Here is a 19,246-nt window from a genome sequence, read left to right on the forward strand (position 1 = left end):
GAAAATGAAAAGTGGAGTATTTGGCATATTAAAAGCAAGATTTCTGTTAAACGATGACGCGGTGAAGAACTGGAGGTTCATTGTTTTTATCATTCTGCTTGCTATACTAATGATTGCCAATACACAGCGATACGAACAAAAGGTTTTTGAAATTGCAAAAATAAGCAATGAAGTAAAAGAATTACGATCAGAATTTGTAGATCGCCGTTCAGAATTACAGAAACTAAAAATGGAGTCAACAGTAACAAGTGAAATGGAGAAAAAAGATATTCATCCTTCAACTGTTCCTCCGGTTAAAATAGAAGTAACAAAAGAAGAAGAAAAAAGTTTCTTTAAAAGAATATGGAAGTAGAAGATAAACATATATCCTACAGAATTTACCTCGTAGCAGTTTTCATCTTTGTGATGGCAATTGCTATTGTTGTTAAGTTAACCAATATTCAATGGGTTGAAGGAGATTATTACAGAAAACTGGCGAAACAGCGTACAGTTAGAAATTTTGTGATTCCGGCCAACAAAGGAAACATTTATTCTGCTGACGGAAGTTTATTAGCGACATCGATCCCTAATTATGAAATTCGATTTGATGCCAAAGCACCAAAAACAGAAACTTTTGAGAAGTATATAAAATCATTGTCAGATTCATTGGCAACGGTTTTAGATAAACCGGGAAGCTATTTCGAAAAAGAATTAAGAAAAGCTAGAGATAATAAAAATCGTTATTATTTGATTGCCAGAAAATTGAGTTATACCGAATATGTAAAAATAAAAGGTTTTCCATTATTCAATTTAGGCGCTTTCAAAGGTGGGATTATAATCGAGCAGGAAACTGTTAGAAAACATCCGATAGGGAAAATTGCAGAAAGAACAATCGGTTACGACAAAATCGATCCTGCAACAGGAGTCGAAGTAGGTAAAGGAATCGAGTGGGCTTTTAAAGATTATCTGAACGGAAAAGACGGCAAGATTTTAAAACAAAAAATTGCAAAAGGCCAATGGAAACCTATTCGTGATTTAAACGAGGTAGATCCAATTGATGGTTATGATGTAATCTCGACAATTGATGTTTTTATTCAGGATATTGCACACCATGCTTTATTGAAACAGCTTGAAGAATACGAAGCTGATCACGGTTGTGTAGTAGTAATGGAAACAGAAACGGGGCATGTAAAAGCAATTTCGAATTTAGGAAGAGCAGAAGACGGATCGTATTATGAAACTACAAATTATGCTGTAGCAGAATCTCATGAGCCGGGATCTACTTTTAAATTAGTCGATTTAATGGCGATTTTAGATGATAAAGTAGCAGATACAAGTACTGTTTTTGATAGTCACAACGGACAAGTAAAATATTATGGTCGTTCAGTTACTGATTCGCATAGAGGTGGTTACGGAAAAGTTACATTAGCACGTGGTTTTGAGCTTTCATCCAATACAGTAATGGTTCAGGCAGTTTATGATAATTACAAAAGCAATCCATCCAAATTTGTAAATCATATTAAGAGTTATGGATTAGATAAACCATTAGGATTGCATTTTAAAGGAGAAGGAAGACCTTATATACCGCAACCTGGAGACAAACACTGGTCAGGTGTTTCACTTCCGTGGATGGCATTTGGATACGGAGTTTCGGTTACGCCGATGCAGACTTTGGCTTTTTATAATTCAGTGGCCAATAATGGAGTAATGGTGAAGCCACAATTTGTATCAGAAATTAAAGAGTGGAATAAAACCATTAAAAAGTTTGATGTTGAAGTAATAAATCCAAGAGTTTGTTCGCCGGAAACCATTAAAAAACTGAAAGCAGTTTTAGCGAATGTGGTTAAAAAAGGAACAGGATCTAAACTGTATTCAAAAGATTTTTCGATGGCGGGTAAAACAGGAACAGCTCAGGTAAATTACGGAGGAAAAGAAGGGAAGTCGGCATTGTATTACGCATCTTCTTTTGTGGGTTATTTCCCGGCAGATCATCCTAAATATTCTTGTATTGTGGTAGTTCATAAACCAAATACATCAAAAAATAATTATTACGGAGCAGACGTTGCAGGACCGGTTTTTAAAAGAATCGCCCAAAAAATATTTACAGATGCACCTTCGACAAATAAAATTAAAAAACTGGATTCTAAAATTTCAAAACAAGAGATTAGTTACGAAAAGTACGATATAGAATCCAGAAAAAAATCAAGTCAAATTCCTGATTTAAAAGGAATGCCAGGAATGGATGCCATTGCTTTACTGGAAAATTTAGGTTTAAAAGTAAAGGTAAACGGAGTAGGGAAAGTAAAAAAACAGTCTTTGCAGGCTGGACAAAATATTAGTAAAAACACAACAATAGTATTAGAATTATCGTGAAAATACTGAAAGACATATTATATAAAGTAGCTATTGAGTCTGTAACAGGTTCGACAGAAATCGACATACATAAAATTGATTTTGATTCAAGAAAAATTGAAGAAAAAGATGTTTTTGTAGCGATTCGTGGATCCCTTTCTGATGGTCATGATTATATAGAAAAAGCGATTCAATTAGGTGCTGTTGCAGTGATTTGCGATACGCTGCCTGAAAATATTGAAAAAGGAATTACTTATATTAAAGTAAAAGATACGAATACCGCTTTGGCTTTTATGGCGGCTAATTATTTTGGAAATCCTTCAGAAAAATTAAAATTAGTTGGCGTAACAGGTACAAACGGAAAAACAACAATTGCTTCATTATTGTTTCAGTTGTTTCAAAAAGCAGGATTTAAAGTTGGTTTATTATCAACTGTAAAAATCATGGTGGATGAGACTGAATATAAAGCAACGCATACAACACCGGATTCAATAACCATCAATCATTATTTAAATGAAATGATTGAAGCCGGAGTAACGCATTGTTTTATGGAGGTAAGTTCACACGGAATTCACCAAAAACGTACAGAAGCGTTGCATTTTGTGGGTGGAGTTTTTACAAATCTTTCTCACGATCATTTAGATTATCATCCAACGTTCGCGGAATACAGAGATGTAAAAAAATCATTTTTTGATTCGTTGCCCAAAACAGCTTTTGCATTATCAAACATCGATGATAAAAATGGAACTGTGATGTTACAAAATACGGTTGCCAGAAAATTTACATACGCCTTAAAATCGTATGCTGATTTCAAAGCTACAATATTAGAAAGCCAACTGTCAGGTTTATTATTAAAAGTAAATGATAATGAAGTTTGGGTAAAATTGATCGGAACTTTTAATGCTTACAACGTTTTGGCCATTTACGGAACTGCTGTAGAATTAGGAATGGATAGTCTTGAAGCACTAAGATTATTGTCTGATTTAGAGAGCGTTTCAGGGCGCTTTCAATATATTGTTTCAGAGGGGAATATTACAGCTATTGTAGATTATGCACATACTCCGGATGCTTTGGATAATGTTTTAAAAACGATAGGAGATATCCGTACTAAAAACGAGCAATTGATAACAGTTGTGGGCTGTGGCGGAAACAGAGATAAAACAAAAAGGCCAATTATGGCTAAAATAGCTACGGATCTTAGTGATAAAGCAATTTTAACTTCTGATAATCCAAGAAATGAAGATCCTGAAGTGATTCTGGATGAAATGGAAAAAGGTGTTGAAGCCCATAATTACAAAAAAGTACTGAGAATTACCGACAGAAAACAGGCCATAAAAACGGCTTGTCAATTGGCTCAGCCAAATGATATTATTTTAATTGCCGGTAAAGGTCATGAAACGTATCAGGAAATAAATGGTGTTCGTCATCATTTTGATGATATGGAAACTGTAAAAGAAATTTTAAATCAACTAAATAAATAATTAATCAATTTAAATTCTAAAATACCACAGAACAAAATTGGAATTTGGAATTTCAACATTGGAATTTAAAATAAAGAAATATGCTATACTATTTATTTGAATACTTGAGAAAAACATTAGATATGCCAGGGGCTGGTGTTTTTCAGTACATCACTTTTAGATCAGCTTTAGCATTTATGCTTTCGTTACTTCTGTCAACAATTTACGGAAAAAGAATTATTAATTTTTTACGTAGACAACAAGTTGGTGAAACAGTTCGTGAGCTTGGTCTTGCAGGTCAGAATGAAAAAGCCGGAACGCCAACAATGGGTGGACTGATTATCATTTTTGCAACTCTTGTACCCGTGTTGTTGTTTGCTCGTTTACAAAACATCTATATAGTATTGCTTATCGTAACCACATTATGGATGGGAACCATTGGTTTTGTTGATGATTATATCAAGATATTCAAAAAAGATAAACAAGGTCTTAAAGGAATTTTTAAAGTTATTGGTCAGGTAGGTTTAGGTCTTATTGTAGGAACGGTACTTTATTTTAATCCTGCTGTTACTGTAAGAACTGATACAGGTTATAGCGGAGGAGTAAAAGCATCTTCGTCGATAGTTATGCCTGCACAAATTGAGGAAAAGTCTACAGCAACGACAATTCCTTTTGTAAAAAATAATGAATTTGATTACGCAGAATTATTGGCCTGGACTGGTGAAGGATATGAAAAATGGGCTTGGTTAATTTTTATTCCAGTGGTTATTTTTATTATCACAGCGGTTTCAAACGGAGCTAATTTAACAGACGGAATCGATGGTCTCGCTGCAGGAACTTCGGCAATTTCAGTCTTGGCGCTCGGGATATTTACTTTTGTTTCCGGTAATATTATTTTTTCTAATTATCTGAATATAATGTACATCCCCAATTCGGGAGAGATGACTGTATTTATATCCGCATTTGTTGGGGCGCTAATTGGTTTTCTTTGGTACAATTCCTTTCCCGCATCTGTGTTTATGGGAGATACAGGAAGTTTAACGATTGGAGGAATCATTGCCGTTTTAGCCATTGCTGTTCGTAAAGAAATATTGATTGTATTATTCTGTGGAATTTTCCTTGCAGAAAGTGCTTCGGTGATTATTCAGGTAGCTTATTTTAAATATACGAAAAGACGTTTTGGCGAAGGCCGAAGAATTTTTCTGATGTCGCCATTGCACCATCATTATCAAAAGAAAGGATACCACGAAAGTAAAATCGTAACCCGTTTTTGGATTGTTGCAATAATGTTAGCCATATTATCAATTGTTACTTTAAAATTAAGATAGAGTTTTAATTAAAAATTGAGAATTAAAAATTAAAAATTGTGTGTTTGGGTAGATGAAGGAGAATATTATTCAAGAGAAGTCATTTCTCTTTGCGGTTAGAGTAGTCAATTTATATAAATACCTAACTGATACAAAAAAGGAGTTTGTTTTAAGTAAACAACTTTTAAGATCGGGGACTTCAATTGGAGCAAACATTGAAGAGTCGATTGGAGGACGTTCTGATAAAGAGTTTCTGTTTAAGCTTGAGATTTCATATAAAGAAGCCAGAGAAACGATTTATTGGTTGAAATTATTGAAAGCAACAGATTATATTTCTGCAAATGAGTTCGAAAGTGTTCATAAAGAAGCAGAAGAAATATGTAAAATATTAGCGAAAATTATAATAACCCTAAAAGGGAAAACGTGATGGAATTAGAAACTTTATATGTTAGATTTTTAATTTTTAATTCTCAATTTTTAATTTATAAAGTATGAGGTTAGTAGTACTTGGTGGAGGAGAAAGTGGCGTTGGAACGGCTATTCTCGGAAAAAAACAAGGATATGAGGTTTTCGTATCTGATTTTGGAAAAATAAAGGAGAGCTATAAAGAAGTTCTTATCATTAATAAAATTGCTTGGGAAGAAGAAAAACATACCGAAGACCTGATTTTAAATGCCGACGTGGTTATGAAAAGTCCGGGAATTCCAGAGAAATCTCCCATAGTACAAAAACTGATCGCTGCCGGAATTAAAGTCATTTCGGAAATTGAGTTCGCTAAACCTTTTACAGAAGCATTGACTATCGGGATTACAGGTAGTAACGGTAAAACCACCACTACGATGTTAACGCATCACTTGTTAAAGTCTGCCGGTTTGAATGTAGGTTTAGGAGGAAACATCGGAAAAAGTTTTGCCTGGCAGGTTGCCGAAAATAAATACGATGCCTATGTTCTTGAATTAAGCAGTTTTCAGCTCGACGGAATTATAGATTACAGGCCGGATATTGCCATAATTACGAATATCAGTCCGGATCATTTAGACCGGTACGAATATAAATATCAAAAGTATATCGATTCAAAGTTTCGAATAACAATGAATCAGACCGAAAGCGATTATCTTATTTACGATGCAGATGATGAGGCAATTGCAGAATGGTTAAAAAACAACACAACAAAAGCAAAATTAATTCCTTTTTCATTGACTGAAAAATTTGATGAAGGGGCTTCTATAAATAACAACAAAATGGAAATAAAGATCAACCAAGAAGAGTTTACAATGGAAACAGAATACATTGCGTTAGAAGGAAAACATAACATGAAAAACGCAATGGCAGCAAGCTCTGTAGCGAAATTGATGCAAATTAGAAACGCAACAATCCGCGAAAGTTTATCTAATTTTCAAGGTGTTGAACACCGTTTAGAAAAAGTTTTAAAAATTCAGAATGTACAATACATCAACGATTCAAAAGCAACAAATGTAAACGCTACTTTCTTTGCTTTAGACAGCATGAATGTGCCAACCGTTTGGATTGTTGGGGGTGTTGATAAAGGAAACGATTACAACGAATTGATGTCATTGGTTCGTGAAAAAGTAAAAGCTATTATTTGTCTTGGAGTTGATAATCATAAAATCATCAATGCTTTCGGAAATGTAGTAGATATCATGGTAGAAGTAAATAACATGAACGATGCCGTGAAAACTGCACAGCGTTTAACAGAAAAAGGCGATGCTGTTTTATTATCTCCAGCCTGTGCAAGTTTCGATTTGTTCGAAAACTACGAAGATCGCGGAAAACAATTCAAACAAGCAGTACATAACTTGTAAAAAATAGTCTCAAGTTTCAGGTTTCACGTTATGTGGGAACCTGAAACTAAAAACAAGAAAAACCTGAAACTAAAAACATGAAGGAATTAGTAAACAAATTAAAAGGAGATAGGGTAATATGGTCATTCGTGGCTTTATTGGCGTTGTTTTCGTTTATGCCTGTTTTTAGTGCGAGTAGTAATTTGGCTTATATAGGTCACGGAACCGGTAACACACTTGGGTATCTGGTAAAACATTTGGCTCACATTTGTATTGGTTTCCTTATTATTTATTGGGTACACAGGATTCCGTATCATTATTTTAGAGCAATTTCAAAAATAGCATTGCCAGTAGTTTGGTTCTTGCTTTTGTACACATTGTTAAAGGGAACTGTAATTGCGGGAGCAAATGCAAGTCGTTGGATTCAGGTACCATTTATTGGTATTACGTTTCAAACCTCGACTTTGGCGGCTAGTATATTGTTTATTTATGTTGCGCGTTATTTGTCAAAAACAAGAGAAGAAAATGAGCCGTTTCAAACGTCATTAATACAGCTTTGGTTACCTGTTTTTATAACATTAGCGTTGATATTACCAGCTAACTTTTCGACCACAGCGTTGATATTTTCGATGGTAATTATGTTGACGTTTATTGGTAGGTATCCGCTAAAGTATATTGGTTTTATCATTGGTTCAGGAATCGGAATGTTGTTGTTTTTCCTTTTGGTGGCGAAAGCTTTTCCGGATTCTAGATTCTTCAGCAGGGTGTCCACTTGGGAAAGTCGTATTATGAACTTTACCACAGATAAACCGGATGAAGACGATTACCAAATCGAAAAAGCAAAAATTGCAATTGCATCAGGAAAACTGGGCGGATTAGGACCGGGGAAAAGTGTTCAGAAAAACTTTTTACCACAATCATCTTCAGATTTTATTTATGCGATTATTGTCGAAGAATATGGTTTGGTTGGCGGAGTAGCTATTTTGGTTTTATACTTATTACTGTTGTTCAGGTTTGTAATTGCATCGCACAAAGCTAACACGCTATTTGGGAAGTTAGTCGTCGTTGGGTTAGGTTTTCCGATGATATTTCAGGCGATGATCAATATGGCAGTTGCAGTAGAATTATTACCGGTAACCGGACAAACTCTTCCGCTTATTAGTAGTGGAGGTAGTTCCATCTGGATGACGTGTTTCTCTCTTGGCATTATCATTAGCGTAACGAAAAAAGAAGAAGAAATCGCAGAAGAACAGGAAGAAAAAGAAAGAAGAAAAGAAGCGCTTCAGCGATTAATTGATAAAGAACTGGCCGAAGAAGATTTGGTTCATAATGAAAAAGAATCGGTTTATGAAGAAGAAGGGATGTATTCGATAGAAGATAATTCCAGAAATCCGATGAATGCAGTTTTGAATAAGTAAAAAAAAGAATACAAATAGTTTTTTAAAGCGAATAACTTTTAAAAATATGACAAATTATAAATTCATATTAAGTGGTGGCGGAACAGGAGGGCATATCTATCCTGCAATTGCTATTGCTAATGAATTAAAAGCGCAATTCCCTGATGCTGAGTTTCTTTTTGTAGGAGCGCAGGACAAAATGGAAATGCAAAAAGTGCCTCAGGCTGGTTATGAAATCAAAGGACTCTGGATTGCTGGATTGCAAAGAAAATTAACCTTGCAAAATTTGATGTTTCCGCTAAAATTGGCAACAAGTTTGCTAGAGTCAAGACGAATTATAAAACAGTTCAAACCAAATGTAGTTATAGGAACAGGCGGTTTTGCAAGTGGGCCTTTATTACAGGCAGCTGGAGGAGCAGGAATACCAACGGTGATTCAGGAGCAAAATTCATTTCCGGGAATTACCAATAAATTGTTGAGCAAAAAGGCCAATGCAATTTGTGTAGCGTACGGAAATTTGGAGCGATTTTTTCCTAAAGAAAAAATGGTTTTAACAGGAAATCCGGTTCGTCAGGATTTAATCGATATCGAAAGCAAACGTGATGAAGCAATCGCTTTTTATGGTTTAGATCCTAATAAAAAAACATTATTGGTTTTGGGCGGAAGCTTAGGTGCAAGAAGAGTCAACCAGTTAATCGAGAAAGAATTGCAAAATATGCTTTCGCAAGATGTTCAGATTATCTGGCAATGCGGAAAGTTATATTTTGAAGAGTATAAAAAACACAATCAGCAGCACGTAAGAGTAGTTGATTTTATCGAAAGAATGGATTTTGTGTATGCTGCGGCAGATGTGATTGTATCGCGAGCAGGAGCATCATCAGTATCAGAATTATGTATTGTTGGGAAACCGGTAATTTTTATTCCATCACCAAATGTAGCCGAAGACCATCAAACTAAAAATGCGCAGGCAATAGTAGATGCAAAAGGAGCGATTTTGTTGAAAGAATCAGAATTAGACAGTCAGTTTAGTATTGTTTTTGAAGCTTTGATGAAAGATCAGGGAAAACAAAAACAATTGAGTGATAATATCAAAAAGCTGGCAATGCCAAATGCAACGAAAGTGATTGTGGATCAAATTAAAAAGTTGTTATAATATAACTTTTTAAGAAAATTATAGAACATAATTAAAAAATTAGAACGCTATTTTTAAGCGTTTTGAGTTATTAAGATAAGAAAAGTACAAAGGTCTAATTACTAGTTTTTTATAAAATAAAACAAACTGTAAATAGCTCAAAAACAAAGTAAAAATGAATTTAAATCAAATACAAAACGTTTATTTTATTGGCATTGGAGGCATCGGAATGAGTGCGCTGGCCCGTTATTTTAAAAATATCGGGAAACAGGTTTCTGGTTACGACAAAACGCCATCGATGTTAACGAGCGAGTTGATTGAAAGCGGTATTGATATTCATTTTGAAGATAATATTAGTCTGATTCCTTCTGACTATTTTGTTGAAAATACGTTGGTGATTTTTACGCCTGCGGTTCCCAGTACACATTCTGAATGGCATTATTTTATCGAAAGAAATTACGAAATTAAAAAACGTGCCGAAGTTTTGGGAATTATCACCAAAGACACTTTTAGCTTTGCTGTTGCCGGAACACACGGAAAAACAACAACATCAAGTATTTTAGGGCATATTTTATATGAAAGCGGTGCAGATGTTACTGCTTTTGTGGGCGGAATTGTAGAGAATTACAATTCGAACCTAATTGGGAACGGTAAAACGGTAACCGTTGTAGAAGCAGATGAATTTGATCGTTCGTTTTTGCATTTGCATCCCAATATTGCCTGTATTACTTCGATGGATGCAGATCATTTGGATATTTACGGAACAAGTGAAGCAATCGAGGCTTCGTTTGTAGAATTTGCTTCGAAAGTAGAAGATAAGAATAACTTGTTTATAACAAAAGAATTGCCTCTTGAAGGAGTGCAGTGTGCTATAAATGAAGATGCTGTATATAAAGCTTTCAATGTTCGTATAGAAGACGGAAGCTATGTTTTTGATGTTCAGACACCATCAGAAATCATGAAAGATTTACATTTTGGATTACCAGGAAAACATAATTTAATGAATGGATTAATGGCTATTGCAATGGCTAAGACGTTTGGCACCCCGACCGGCTCAATTGCAAAAGCCATTGCTTCGTTTAACGGAATCAGAAGACGTTTTTCGTACCAGATTAAGTCGGATAAATTAGTTTATATAGATGATTATGCACATCATCCAACAGAAATAAATGCTGTACATCAGGCAGTAAGAGAGTTGTATCCAAATCGTAAAGTGCTGGCCATTTTTCAGCCTCATTTATTTAGCAGAACAAGAGATTTTGCTGATGGATTTGCAGAAAGTTTATCTCAGTTTGATGAAGTGTTTTTAATGGATATTTACCCTGCACGTGAGTTGCCGATGGAAGGGATTACATCGCAATGGCTGTTAGAGAAAATGACAAATTCGAACAAAAAAATTGTTGCAAAAAATGATTTATTAGCGGAAATCAAAGCCAGTGATGCGCCAATAATTGTAACAATAGGAGCTGGTGATATTGGAGAAATGGTTCCGTCAATCAAAAAAATGCTAAATGAAAATATTTAATTGGACAAATATTCGATTAATTCTCATTTTAGGGCTTGTTTTATTTTTATATTCTTTTGCTCAACATCGAAATGGGGATCGAAAATTAAAAAAAACGATGGTGGTTTTTGTAGGAGAAAATACGCTTTTTGTGAAGCCGGAAACGGTTAATAAATTGTTGATAGAAAATAAAAGAGACGCTTCCAGTATCCGAAAAGATGAGTTAGATTTGAATAAGATTGAGAAAAACCTTGATACGCAAGAGATGATTGAGAAGTCAGACGTTTTTGTAAGTATCGATGGGGTTCTAAAAGCAGTAGTAAAACAGAAGACACCAATAGCAAGAGTTTATGATGGTGACGCTTCTTTTTATATTGACTATGAGGGTAATAAAATGCCTTTGTCAGACAATTATACTGCTCGGGTTCCACTTGTTTCTGGGGCAATAAATAAAAAAAATAACGAAGATTTAGCTACTTTATTTCGCACAATTTATGACGATGCGTTTTTGAGAAAAAACATCATTGCAATTCAAATTATGCCGAATGGTAGCTTAAAAATGTTTAATAGAAATTATAATTACTTCATCGATTTTGGCAGAACGATGAATGTTGATAAGAAATTTAATAACTATAAAGCCTTTTTTCAAAAAGCGGTTTTAGATAGTTCGTTATATAAATACAGTAAGATTGACCTTAGGTTTACGGAACAAGTAGTTTGCACAAAATAATAGAAAATGGAAAAAGATAACATTGCAGTAGGTCTAGATATTGGAACGACAAAGATAGTTGCCATGATCGGCAAGAAGAATGAGTATGGAAAGTTGGAAATTTTGGGTATTGGAAAATCCAAAAGTTTAGGAGTTGCGAGAGGAGTTGTAAACAACATTACGCAAACTATCCAGTCCATTCAGCAAGCAATACTTGAGGCGGAAAACAATTCAGGTTATAAAATAAAAGATGTTGTTGTGGGTATCGCAGGACAACACATCAGAAGTATACAGCACACAGATTACATCAGCCGTAATAATCCGGAAGAAGTAATTGGAGAAAAAGACATTCAGCTTTTGATTGACCAGGTAAACAAACTGGCCATGTTACCGGGAGAAGAAATTATTCACGTTTTGCCGCAGGAATTTAAAATCGACGGACAGTCTGAGATAAAAGAACCAATAGGAATGTACGGTGGAAGATTAGAATCTAGTTTTCACGTTGTAGTTGGACAAGCTTCTTCAATCAGAAATGTTGGAAGATGTATTCAGAGTTCAGGAATTGAATTGTCTGGATTAACATTAGAACCATTAGCTTCGGCAGATGCTGTTTTAAGTCAGGAAGAAAAAGAAGCAGGTGTAGCCTTAATTGATATCGGCGGCGGAACAACAGATTTGGCCATTTTTAAAGATGGAATTATTCGTCATACAGCAGTGATCCCTTTTGGAGGAAATGTAATTACAGACGATATCAAAGAAGGTTGTTCGATTATCGAAAAACAAGCAGAGCTTTTAAAAATAAAATTCGGATCAGCCTGGCCGGGAGAAAATAAAGACAACGAGATTGTTTCTATTCCGGGTTTAAGAGGCAGAGAACCAAAAGAGATTTCGCTTAAAAACCTATCTAAAATTATTCATGCCCGTGTGGTAGAAATTGTAGAGCAGGTTTTTGCAGAAATTAAAGCTTATGGACACGAAGATCCTCGTAAAAAATTAATTGCAGGAATTGTTCTTACCGGTGGTGGAGCTCAGCTAAAACACATCAAACAATTAGTAGAGTATATTACAGGTATGGATACCAGAATTGGATATCCAAATGAGCATTTAGCAGGAAATTCAAGCGAAGAAATTTCTAGTCCGTTATTTGCTACTGCAGTTGGTTTAGTAATGAACAGTATCGAAAATAGCACGCAAAGTGCTGTTAGAATGGAGATTGTAAATGAGCAGCCAAAAGTGGTTTACAGAAATGTTCCTCCGCAAGTGCAACAACCTGTAAAACAACGATACGAAGTAGAAGAAAACTACGTTGAAAGAGTAGAAACTATCGAAGAATCAAGAGAAGTAAGAGGTACTGCAACTAAGGAAGAATCTACTGAAACAAAAATTAGAAGATCATTTTTTGACCGATATGTCGATAAAATCAAAGATTTTTTAGACAACGCAGAATAAATAATAAGAGAAAAGGAATTACTATTGGCCCCAAGTCAAGAAGTAAAAAATGTATTAAATAAGAATTTCAAAAACCAAAAAGATGATGAGCAACTCAGAATTTGGAAGTATTTCATTTGATTTACCAAAAAACCAATCAAATGTTATCAAAGTAATAGGTGTAGGTGGAGGTGGTAGTAATGCTATCAACCATATGTTTAAACAAGGTATTAAAGGCGTTGATTTCATCGTTTGTAATACTGATTCACAGGCACTACAGAACAGTTCGGTACCCAACAAAATTCAGTTAGGTATGAACTTAACAGAAGGTCTTGGAGCAGGAGCAAATCCTGATGTAGGACAGCAATCTGCTATTGAAAGTATCGCTGACATTGAGAAAATGTTAGACCGTGGTACTAAAATGGTATTTATTACCGCTGGTATGGGTGGTGGTACAGGTACTGGTGCAGCTCCGGTAATTGCACAATTGGCCAAAGAAAGAGAAATACTTACGGTTGGTATCGTTACTATTCCTTTTCAGTTTGAAGGAAAAGTGCGTCAGGAGCAAGCGCTTTTAGGAATCGAAAAATTGCGCAAGCAAGTCGATTCGCTAATTGTAATTAATAATAATAAATTAAGAGAAGTATACGGAAATCTTGGTTTTAAAGCAGGATTCTCTAAAGCGGATGAAGTTTTGGCAACAGCCTCAAGAGGTATTGCTGAAGTAATTACGCACCACTATACTCAAAATATCGATTTACGTGATGCTAAAACTGTTTTATCAAACAGCGGAACAGCTATCATGGGATCTTCTGTTGCAGCGGGTGAAAACAGAGCCAAAGAAGCTATTGTTTCAGCATTAGATTCTCCGTTGTTAAACGACAACAAAATTACAGGAGCCAAAAACGTATTGTTGCTTATCGTTTCTGGATCAAACGAAATTACATTGGATGAGATTGGAGAAATCAATGATCACATTCAGGTAGAAGCAGGTCATAATGCTAATATTATCATGGGAGTTGGTGAAGACGAAACTCTTGGTGATGCTATTGCCGTGACTATTATTGCAACAGGTTTTGATGTTGAACAACAAAATGAAATTGTAAATACAGAGCCTAAAAAAATTATTCATACGCTGGAAGATGAGCAAAGAAGTGTTCATAATTTAAGCAATAAATCAGTTACTTCTTTTGATGTAAATGCAGAAACACCTACTGCAAAATCTGAAGAGAAAATTGTTTTTGATTTAATGGATGATGAAGATACTGAAATGCCATTTACAGCTACGCATGTTGCTCCAGTTGAAGTTGCTCCAATTGAAGTTGCACCAGTTGCTGTTACTCCGTCAATGAATGTTGCAGGTAATCCGCCAATGAATGTTACCGGCAATCCATCAACGAATGCAACAAGCAATCCATCGATGAATAAGGAAGAATTAGTGGTGATGTCTGAGTTTATCAAAAACCTTGACGTAACTTTCGAAATTGTTTCACCTATTACAGATATTGATTTTACTATTACGACTCCTGAGACTCAAACTTTTCAGGATGTAAAACCAGTTCAGCAAGTTCAACAAAGAACTTTTGAAAGAGAAGAGCAAACCACTTTCTCATTCGATTTACCTCTTTTTAGATCAGAGCCAGAAGTTAAAAAAGAACCGGTTGCAGAACAGGAAAATAAAATTTTATTCGAATTATCGAATGAGACCCGTAACATAAAAGTAAATGATCCGGTTCAGTTTGTTCCGGTAACAGAACTTTCAGAAAAAGGAATCATCAAATATTCTTTGGAAGAGTATATGGAGGTTGAAAATGAGTTAGTAGCATCAAAACCTGCTGATAAAGTGGTAGAAGATGTAATTCCTGCGGAATTAAATATCACTATGAAGCAAAAAAATGATTTTGCAAGTGAAGCTCATTTTACAACAACTTCAGAGGTTTCTCCGATGGAATTGACAATTGAGGAAACTTTACGTTTGAGAGCTGAAGAAAGAAGAAAGAAACTAAAAGAATTTAATTATAAATTCCATAATAATGTTTCCAGAATTGATGAACTTGAAAAAGAGCCTGCTTATAAAAGATTAGGTATCGATTTATCAAATAATCAATCAAATAATAACAATTCGAGAATATCAGTTGGAACAGATAGTAACAACGATTTGCAGTTGCGTTCAAACAATTCATTTTTGCACGACAACGTAGATTAAGTTTATAATCCTAATAATTAAGATAGCCCGAAAATTGGATTTAATTTTCGGGTTATTTTTTTTATCTTCGCACAGAATTTAAAATTTGACTTCTTTACTTAACTTTTAAAGTTAATTTTGTTGTCAGTTCAGGCGTTGGTCGGTAACAACTTTCAAATATATCAATTATAGGTATTACCTATTTAAATAAAAAATAAGATGAGTTTACAAGCATTAATCATGGACGAGATTAAAACTGCCATGAGAGCAAAAGATACAGTGGCATTAGAGGCATTAAGAGCTATTAAATCTGAAATGTTATTAGCTGCAACAGCATCAGGTTCTAAAGAAGAATTAACAGAAGACGATGAAGTTAAATTACTTCAGAGATTAGTTAAAACCCGTAAAGAAAGTGCTCGTATTTTTACAGAGCAAAACCGTCCTGATTTAGCAGAGCCGGAATTGGCTCAGGTTGCTGTAATCGAGAAATTTTTACCTGCACAATTAAGTGAAGAAGAAGTAGAAGCTGTAATTGCCAAAATTATCGCTGAAACCGGAGCTTCAGGAATTGCTTCAATGGGTAAAGTTATGGGATTAGCTTCTGCACAACTAGGAGGAACTGCTGAAGGAAAAACTATTTCTGCAATCGTTAAGAAATTATTAGTTTAAAAATATTAGATTTTAGAGTTCAGATTTTAGATTTCATTCAATAATCTAAAATCTAAACTCAACAATCTGCAATCAAAAGACCACGTAGTTCAACTGGATAGAATATCAGATTTCGGCTCTGAGGGTTGGGGGTTCGAACCCCTCCGTGGTCACTAAATAATAATAAAAGCCTGCAAAGTTTATATTTTGCAGGCTTTTTTGTTCAATAAATTTGGTTCGATCAGTACTTTGATATTTGTTAAGCTTAATATTTAAAAAATAGTTTAATGTTAAGCTATTTTTAAAATTTGTGGTTTTTATAGTTGTTTTATTTCCATATTGTATGTTCGCATATAAAATCGAGTATCTTTACCCGCAACTGTAATAAAGAATATCTGGATTATCGAATAGTTTTCCTTTTCATAAATCAAAATTCGTGTCGGAATTTAAAGTTATAAATAAACAAAATTTCCTTAATAAATTATAATCATTACTAGTGCCAATTCCTTTTAGGGTTTTTATTAGTTTTTGCACTCAACCTTAATAGTAATAGCATATGACATTAATATCCAAAGAAAAATTTTCTGAAGCTGCCGGCCTTTCTAAAATTCCTATTCCGGGATTAAGCTCTTATTTAATGAAAGTAATGAAAATTAACAACTTAAATTCCATTGTAAAAGAGGGAGGTAATCTTGAAGGCGCAGATTTTGCTAATTACGTTTTAAATAGAATTGGAGTCAAAGTCCAATTTGAGGATACAGAATTACTAAACATTCCTGGTGAAGGTGCTTTTATTGTTATTGCAAATCATCCTTATGGCGGTATCGAATCGTTAGCTTTATTAAGTACAATTGCGAAAAGACGTCCTGATACGATGTATATGGGTAATTTTTTATTAAAGGAAATTCCAAATCTTGCAAAATGTATTATTGCTGTTAATCCATTTGAGAATGTACAAAATTCTGCGAGCATTACGGGATTAAAAATGACACTGAAAGCATTAAGTGAAGGTATTCCTGTTGCAATTTTTCCTGCGGGAGAAGTTTCATCTTATGATTTTAAGACAAGTGAGATCACAGATCCGGAGTGGCATCCTGTAGTAGGCAAGGTTATCAGTAAAGCAAATGTGCCTATTCTACCTATCTATTTTCATGGAAATAATGGTTTTTTCTTTAGTATGCTAAAGTCAATTCATCCTATGCTGCAAACTTCAAAACTAATTTCTGAGCTCTTTAATAAACAAGGACATGCGCTAAAGATGACTATTGGAAAAACAATATTTTTAACTGAGGTAAGTAGCAAAGCTTCAGATCCTTTACTATTGAAAAATCTTAGAAATAAACTGTACGCTCTTAAAAACCAATTGCATAATTAGTACAAAAAATTGAATATTAATAAGGAGCTGGAGATTTTTTATTTTAAGAACTTTTCTTTGGCTTTTTTACCAGAAAGTAAAGTGCTGCCAGAAAAACAATTATATAAAGAACTGCAAGTGCCGGTTTCTCAAATTTTAGGCTTTCAAAGTCAAACTGTTTATATAATGTTACTCCTAAAATGATTACAACAACCATCAAAGGAAACGATAATGATTTTTTATTTTCCATTTTATTAATGTTTACAATTAGATCAATATATTTCTGTTACAACTCTTTCGCAATTAATTCGTTGCAATAAATTTAGTAAAAATACTGTAAATATAGTTATACTGATTTTTTGGGAAATTACAACAACTTCTGCACTTCCAATGCTGCAATAATTTGCTTTTTCATTATAGTATGAACATAATCTTTGGCCTCAGCATAAGAGATGGAATATTTACGCGGAATATCTTGTAAATGGTTAGGGAAGTTTGCTAGTAATTTATCGTAATAAAGATCTAATTCGCTTTCGTTGGGCATTTCGAATTGTAAGCGCAATTGAAATCGTCGCAATAAAGCAGTGTCAATAGTGTGGTAATGATTGGTAGCACAAATGAGCAAACTATCAGCGGGTAAATAATCAATCAACTGAATAATTGTGTTTACCAGACGTCTCATTTCGCCAACGTCTTTATCATCGATGTCACGGCTTTTACCAATCTGGTCGAACTCGTCTAAAAATAATACAGCCTTTTCTCTAATCGCTTTATCGAAAATTGCTTTTACATTTTTTGAAGTTTCACCAATTCGCGCATTGATTAAAGTACTCAGATTGATGATTACGATATTTTTGTTTAAAGCAGTCGCAATAGCTTTTGCCGTTGTTGTTTTACCACAGCCGGAATGACCATGAAGTAATATTTTGTTATCTACTTTAAGATTATACTTTTTTAATTCGTCAAGATATTGATGCTCTTTGATGGTTTGATGTAAGGCGGCTTTGTTTTCTTCGCTAAAAAGTAAATCGGCTAAAGCTACTTTTTCGGTATCGTTTACGGTAATTTCGTATAGATTCATCTTAATTTTTATTTGATGCAAAATTAGATTTTATTCTGCAATATTTTCATTCCATATCTCTTTTCCTAAAAATCGGTTTCCAAAAATCGAAGTGCCAATTCTCACCATATTAGATCCTTCGGCAATAGCCATTTCCAAATCCTGCGACATTCCCATAGAAAGTTTTAGTTCGCTTATTCCTTCTATTTTTGCTTTATAAATTTCATCCCTGATTTCTCGGAGTAATCTTAACGAAGGCTGCATTTTTTCTTTTTCGACATCTAATAAACCAATCGTCATCAAACCTTTTATTTTTAAAGTCCCGTAATGGTTCATTTCACGAATAAAAGAAATTACTTCATCAGGTTTAAGCCCAAATTTACTTTCTTCGAATGAAGTATTCACTTGTATAAAAACATCCAGATTTTTTCCTTCTTTTTGTAATTGTTTGTCGAGTTCCTGTGCAAGATTCAGTCGGTCAAGTGATTGTATACAAGAAACATATTTTAAGACATCTTTTATTTTGTTGGTTTGAAGATGACCAATAAAATGGCGTTCTACGTTTAATTCTTTTAAGCCAGGATCTTTATCCCGTAATTCCTGCATTTTGTTTTCACCAATTAAATTTTCACTGGCTTCGATTGCAATCCTGATTTTATCTGCAGGAACCGTTTTGGTAGCCAGTAATAATTGTACGTCAAGAGGATTCCTGCCTGAAAGTTTACAAGCAGCTTCGATTCGATCATGAACCTCTTTTAAATTGGAAATTATCATCTCTTTCATTTGGCAAAATTAAGATTTGCCCCGATTAAAGCTGCGATCCAGTTTTTTGTATTTAGAGTAGTCCAGTTTTTACTTTGATTTTTAAATTACAACCAGACCAGTAATAGGTAATAAATACGAAAACTGGATGATGCAGCATCTTAGTA

17 protein-coding genes and 1 tRNA gene are annotated in these 19,246 nt (G+C 34.3%); 15 read left to right on the forward strand and 3 right to left on the reverse strand.

All coding sequences use genetic code 11. The features are described 5' to 3' along the window. Positions 1-4 precede the first annotated feature (4 nt). The 15 genes from FLP_RS24760 (at position 5) to FLP_RS24830 (ending at position 17,278) form a co-directional block, all read left to right on the forward strand. Complete coding sequence (locus tag FLP_RS24760) at positions 5-352, forward strand: FtsL-like putative cell division protein (protein WP_065452163.1); 348 nt, start codon at positions 5-7, stop codon at positions 350-352. Then, the gene (locus tag FLP_RS24765) at positions 343-2,352 is read left to right on the forward strand and encodes a penicillin-binding protein (protein WP_065452164.1); all 2,010 of its coding nucleotides are present in this window, start codon (positions 343-345) and stop codon (positions 2,350-2,352) included. The genes FLP_RS24760 and FLP_RS24765 overlap by 10 nt, the downstream gene beginning before the upstream one ends. Next, on the forward strand, positions 2,349-3,812 hold the full coding sequence (locus FLP_RS24770; protein ID WP_065452165.1) for a UDP-N-acetylmuramoyl-L-alanyl-D-glutamate--2,6-diaminopimelate ligase: 1,464 nt from the start codon (positions 2,349-2,351) through the stop codon (positions 3,810-3,812). Before FLP_RS24765 ends, FLP_RS24770 begins: the two co-directional genes overlap by 4 nt. Positions 3,813-3,892: 80 nt before the next feature. Further along, the gene (gene mraY / locus FLP_RS24775) at positions 3,893-5,119 is read left to right on the forward strand and encodes a phospho-N-acetylmuramoyl-pentapeptide-transferase (RefSeq protein WP_065452166.1); all 1,227 of its coding nucleotides are present in this window, start codon (positions 3,893-3,895) and stop codon (positions 5,117-5,119) included. A 52-nt stretch (positions 5,120-5,171) separates the two neighbouring features. Further along, positions 5,172-5,525 carry a four helix bundle protein gene (locus FLP_RS24780; RefSeq protein WP_065452167.1) on the forward strand — a complete coding sequence of 118 codons (354 nt, stop codon included), beginning with the start codon at positions 5,172-5,174 and terminating at the stop codon, positions 5,523-5,525. A 64-nt stretch (positions 5,526-5,589) separates the two neighbouring features. Next, positions 5,590-6,921, forward strand: coding sequence for a UDP-N-acetylmuramoyl-L-alanine--D-glutamate ligase (gene murD / locus FLP_RS24785; RefSeq protein ID WP_065452168.1), 1,332 nt, complete (start codon positions 5,590-5,592; stop codon positions 6,919-6,921). 77 nt (positions 6,922-6,998) lie between these two features. Further along, positions 6,999-8,318 carry an FtsW/RodA/SpoVE family cell cycle protein gene (locus FLP_RS24790; RefSeq protein WP_065452169.1) on the forward strand — a complete coding sequence of 440 codons (1,320 nt, stop codon included), beginning with the start codon at positions 6,999-7,001 and terminating at the stop codon, positions 8,316-8,318. Positions 8,319-8,364: 46 nt separating this feature from the next. Further along, entirely contained in the window at positions 8,365-9,450 is a 1,086-nt protein-coding gene (murG, locus tag FLP_RS24795; protein WP_065452170.1) for an undecaprenyldiphospho-muramoylpentapeptide beta-N-acetylglucosaminyltransferase, read from the forward strand. 154 nt (positions 9,451-9,604) lie between these two features. Further along, complete coding sequence (gene murC / locus FLP_RS24800) at positions 9,605-10,954, forward strand: UDP-N-acetylmuramate--L-alanine ligase (protein ID WP_065452171.1); 1,350 nt, start codon at positions 9,605-9,607, stop codon at positions 10,952-10,954. Continuing rightward, positions 10,941-11,663 carry a cell division protein FtsQ/DivIB gene (locus FLP_RS24805; RefSeq protein WP_065452172.1) on the forward strand — a complete coding sequence of 241 codons (723 nt, stop codon included), beginning with the start codon at positions 10,941-10,943 and terminating at the stop codon, positions 11,661-11,663. Before murC ends, FLP_RS24805 begins: the two co-directional genes overlap by 14 nt. Before the next feature lie 6 nt (positions 11,664-11,669). After that, entirely contained in the window at positions 11,670-13,091 is a 1,422-nt protein-coding gene (ftsA, locus tag FLP_RS24810) for a cell division protein FtsA (protein WP_065452173.1), read from the forward strand. A gap of 82 nt (positions 13,092-13,173) precedes the next feature. Further along, on the forward strand, positions 13,174-15,276 hold the full coding sequence (gene ftsZ, locus FLP_RS24815; RefSeq protein ID WP_065452174.1) for a cell division protein FtsZ: 2,103 nt from the start codon (positions 13,174-13,176) through the stop codon (positions 15,274-15,276). A gap of 198 nt (positions 15,277-15,474) precedes the next feature. Further along, a complete protein-coding gene (locus FLP_RS24820) occupies positions 15,475-15,924 on the forward strand; it encodes a GatB/YqeY domain-containing protein (protein WP_065452175.1) in 450 nt (149 codons plus the stop codon). Between the two features lie 78 nt (positions 15,925-16,002). Then, positions 16,003-16,076: transfer RNA gene (locus FLP_RS24825), tRNA-Arg, on the forward strand. Between the two features lie 383 nt (positions 16,077-16,459). Next, positions 16,460-17,278 (forward strand): lysophospholipid acyltransferase family protein, encoded by an 819-nt coding sequence (locus FLP_RS24830; protein WP_065452176.1) that lies wholly within the window; start codon positions 16,460-16,462, stop codon positions 17,276-17,278. A gap of 43 nt (positions 17,279-17,321) precedes the next feature. Here the strand turns inward: FLP_RS24830 and FLP_RS24835 are convergent, their stop codons facing one another. The 3 genes from FLP_RS24835 to FLP_RS24845 form a co-directional block, all read right to left on the reverse strand. Then, positions 17,322-17,507, reverse strand: coding sequence for a hypothetical protein (locus FLP_RS24835; RefSeq protein ID WP_065452177.1), 186 nt, complete (start codon positions 17,505-17,507; stop codon positions 17,322-17,324). Between the two features lie 117 nt (positions 17,508-17,624). Then, positions 17,625-18,338, reverse strand: coding sequence for an AAA family ATPase (locus tag FLP_RS24840; protein WP_065452178.1), 714 nt, complete (start codon positions 18,336-18,338; stop codon positions 17,625-17,627). A gap of 30 nt (positions 18,339-18,368) precedes the next feature. Then, positions 18,369-19,100, reverse strand: coding sequence for a YggS family pyridoxal phosphate-dependent enzyme (locus FLP_RS24845; protein ID WP_065452179.1), 732 nt, complete (start codon positions 19,098-19,100; stop codon positions 18,369-18,371). Positions 19,101-19,246 lie beyond the last annotated feature (146 nt).

Source organism: Flavobacterium piscis, assembly GCF_001686925.1.
In the GTDB taxonomy this organism is placed as follows: domain Bacteria; phylum Bacteroidota; class Bacteroidia; order Flavobacteriales; family Flavobacteriaceae; genus Flavobacterium; species Flavobacterium piscis.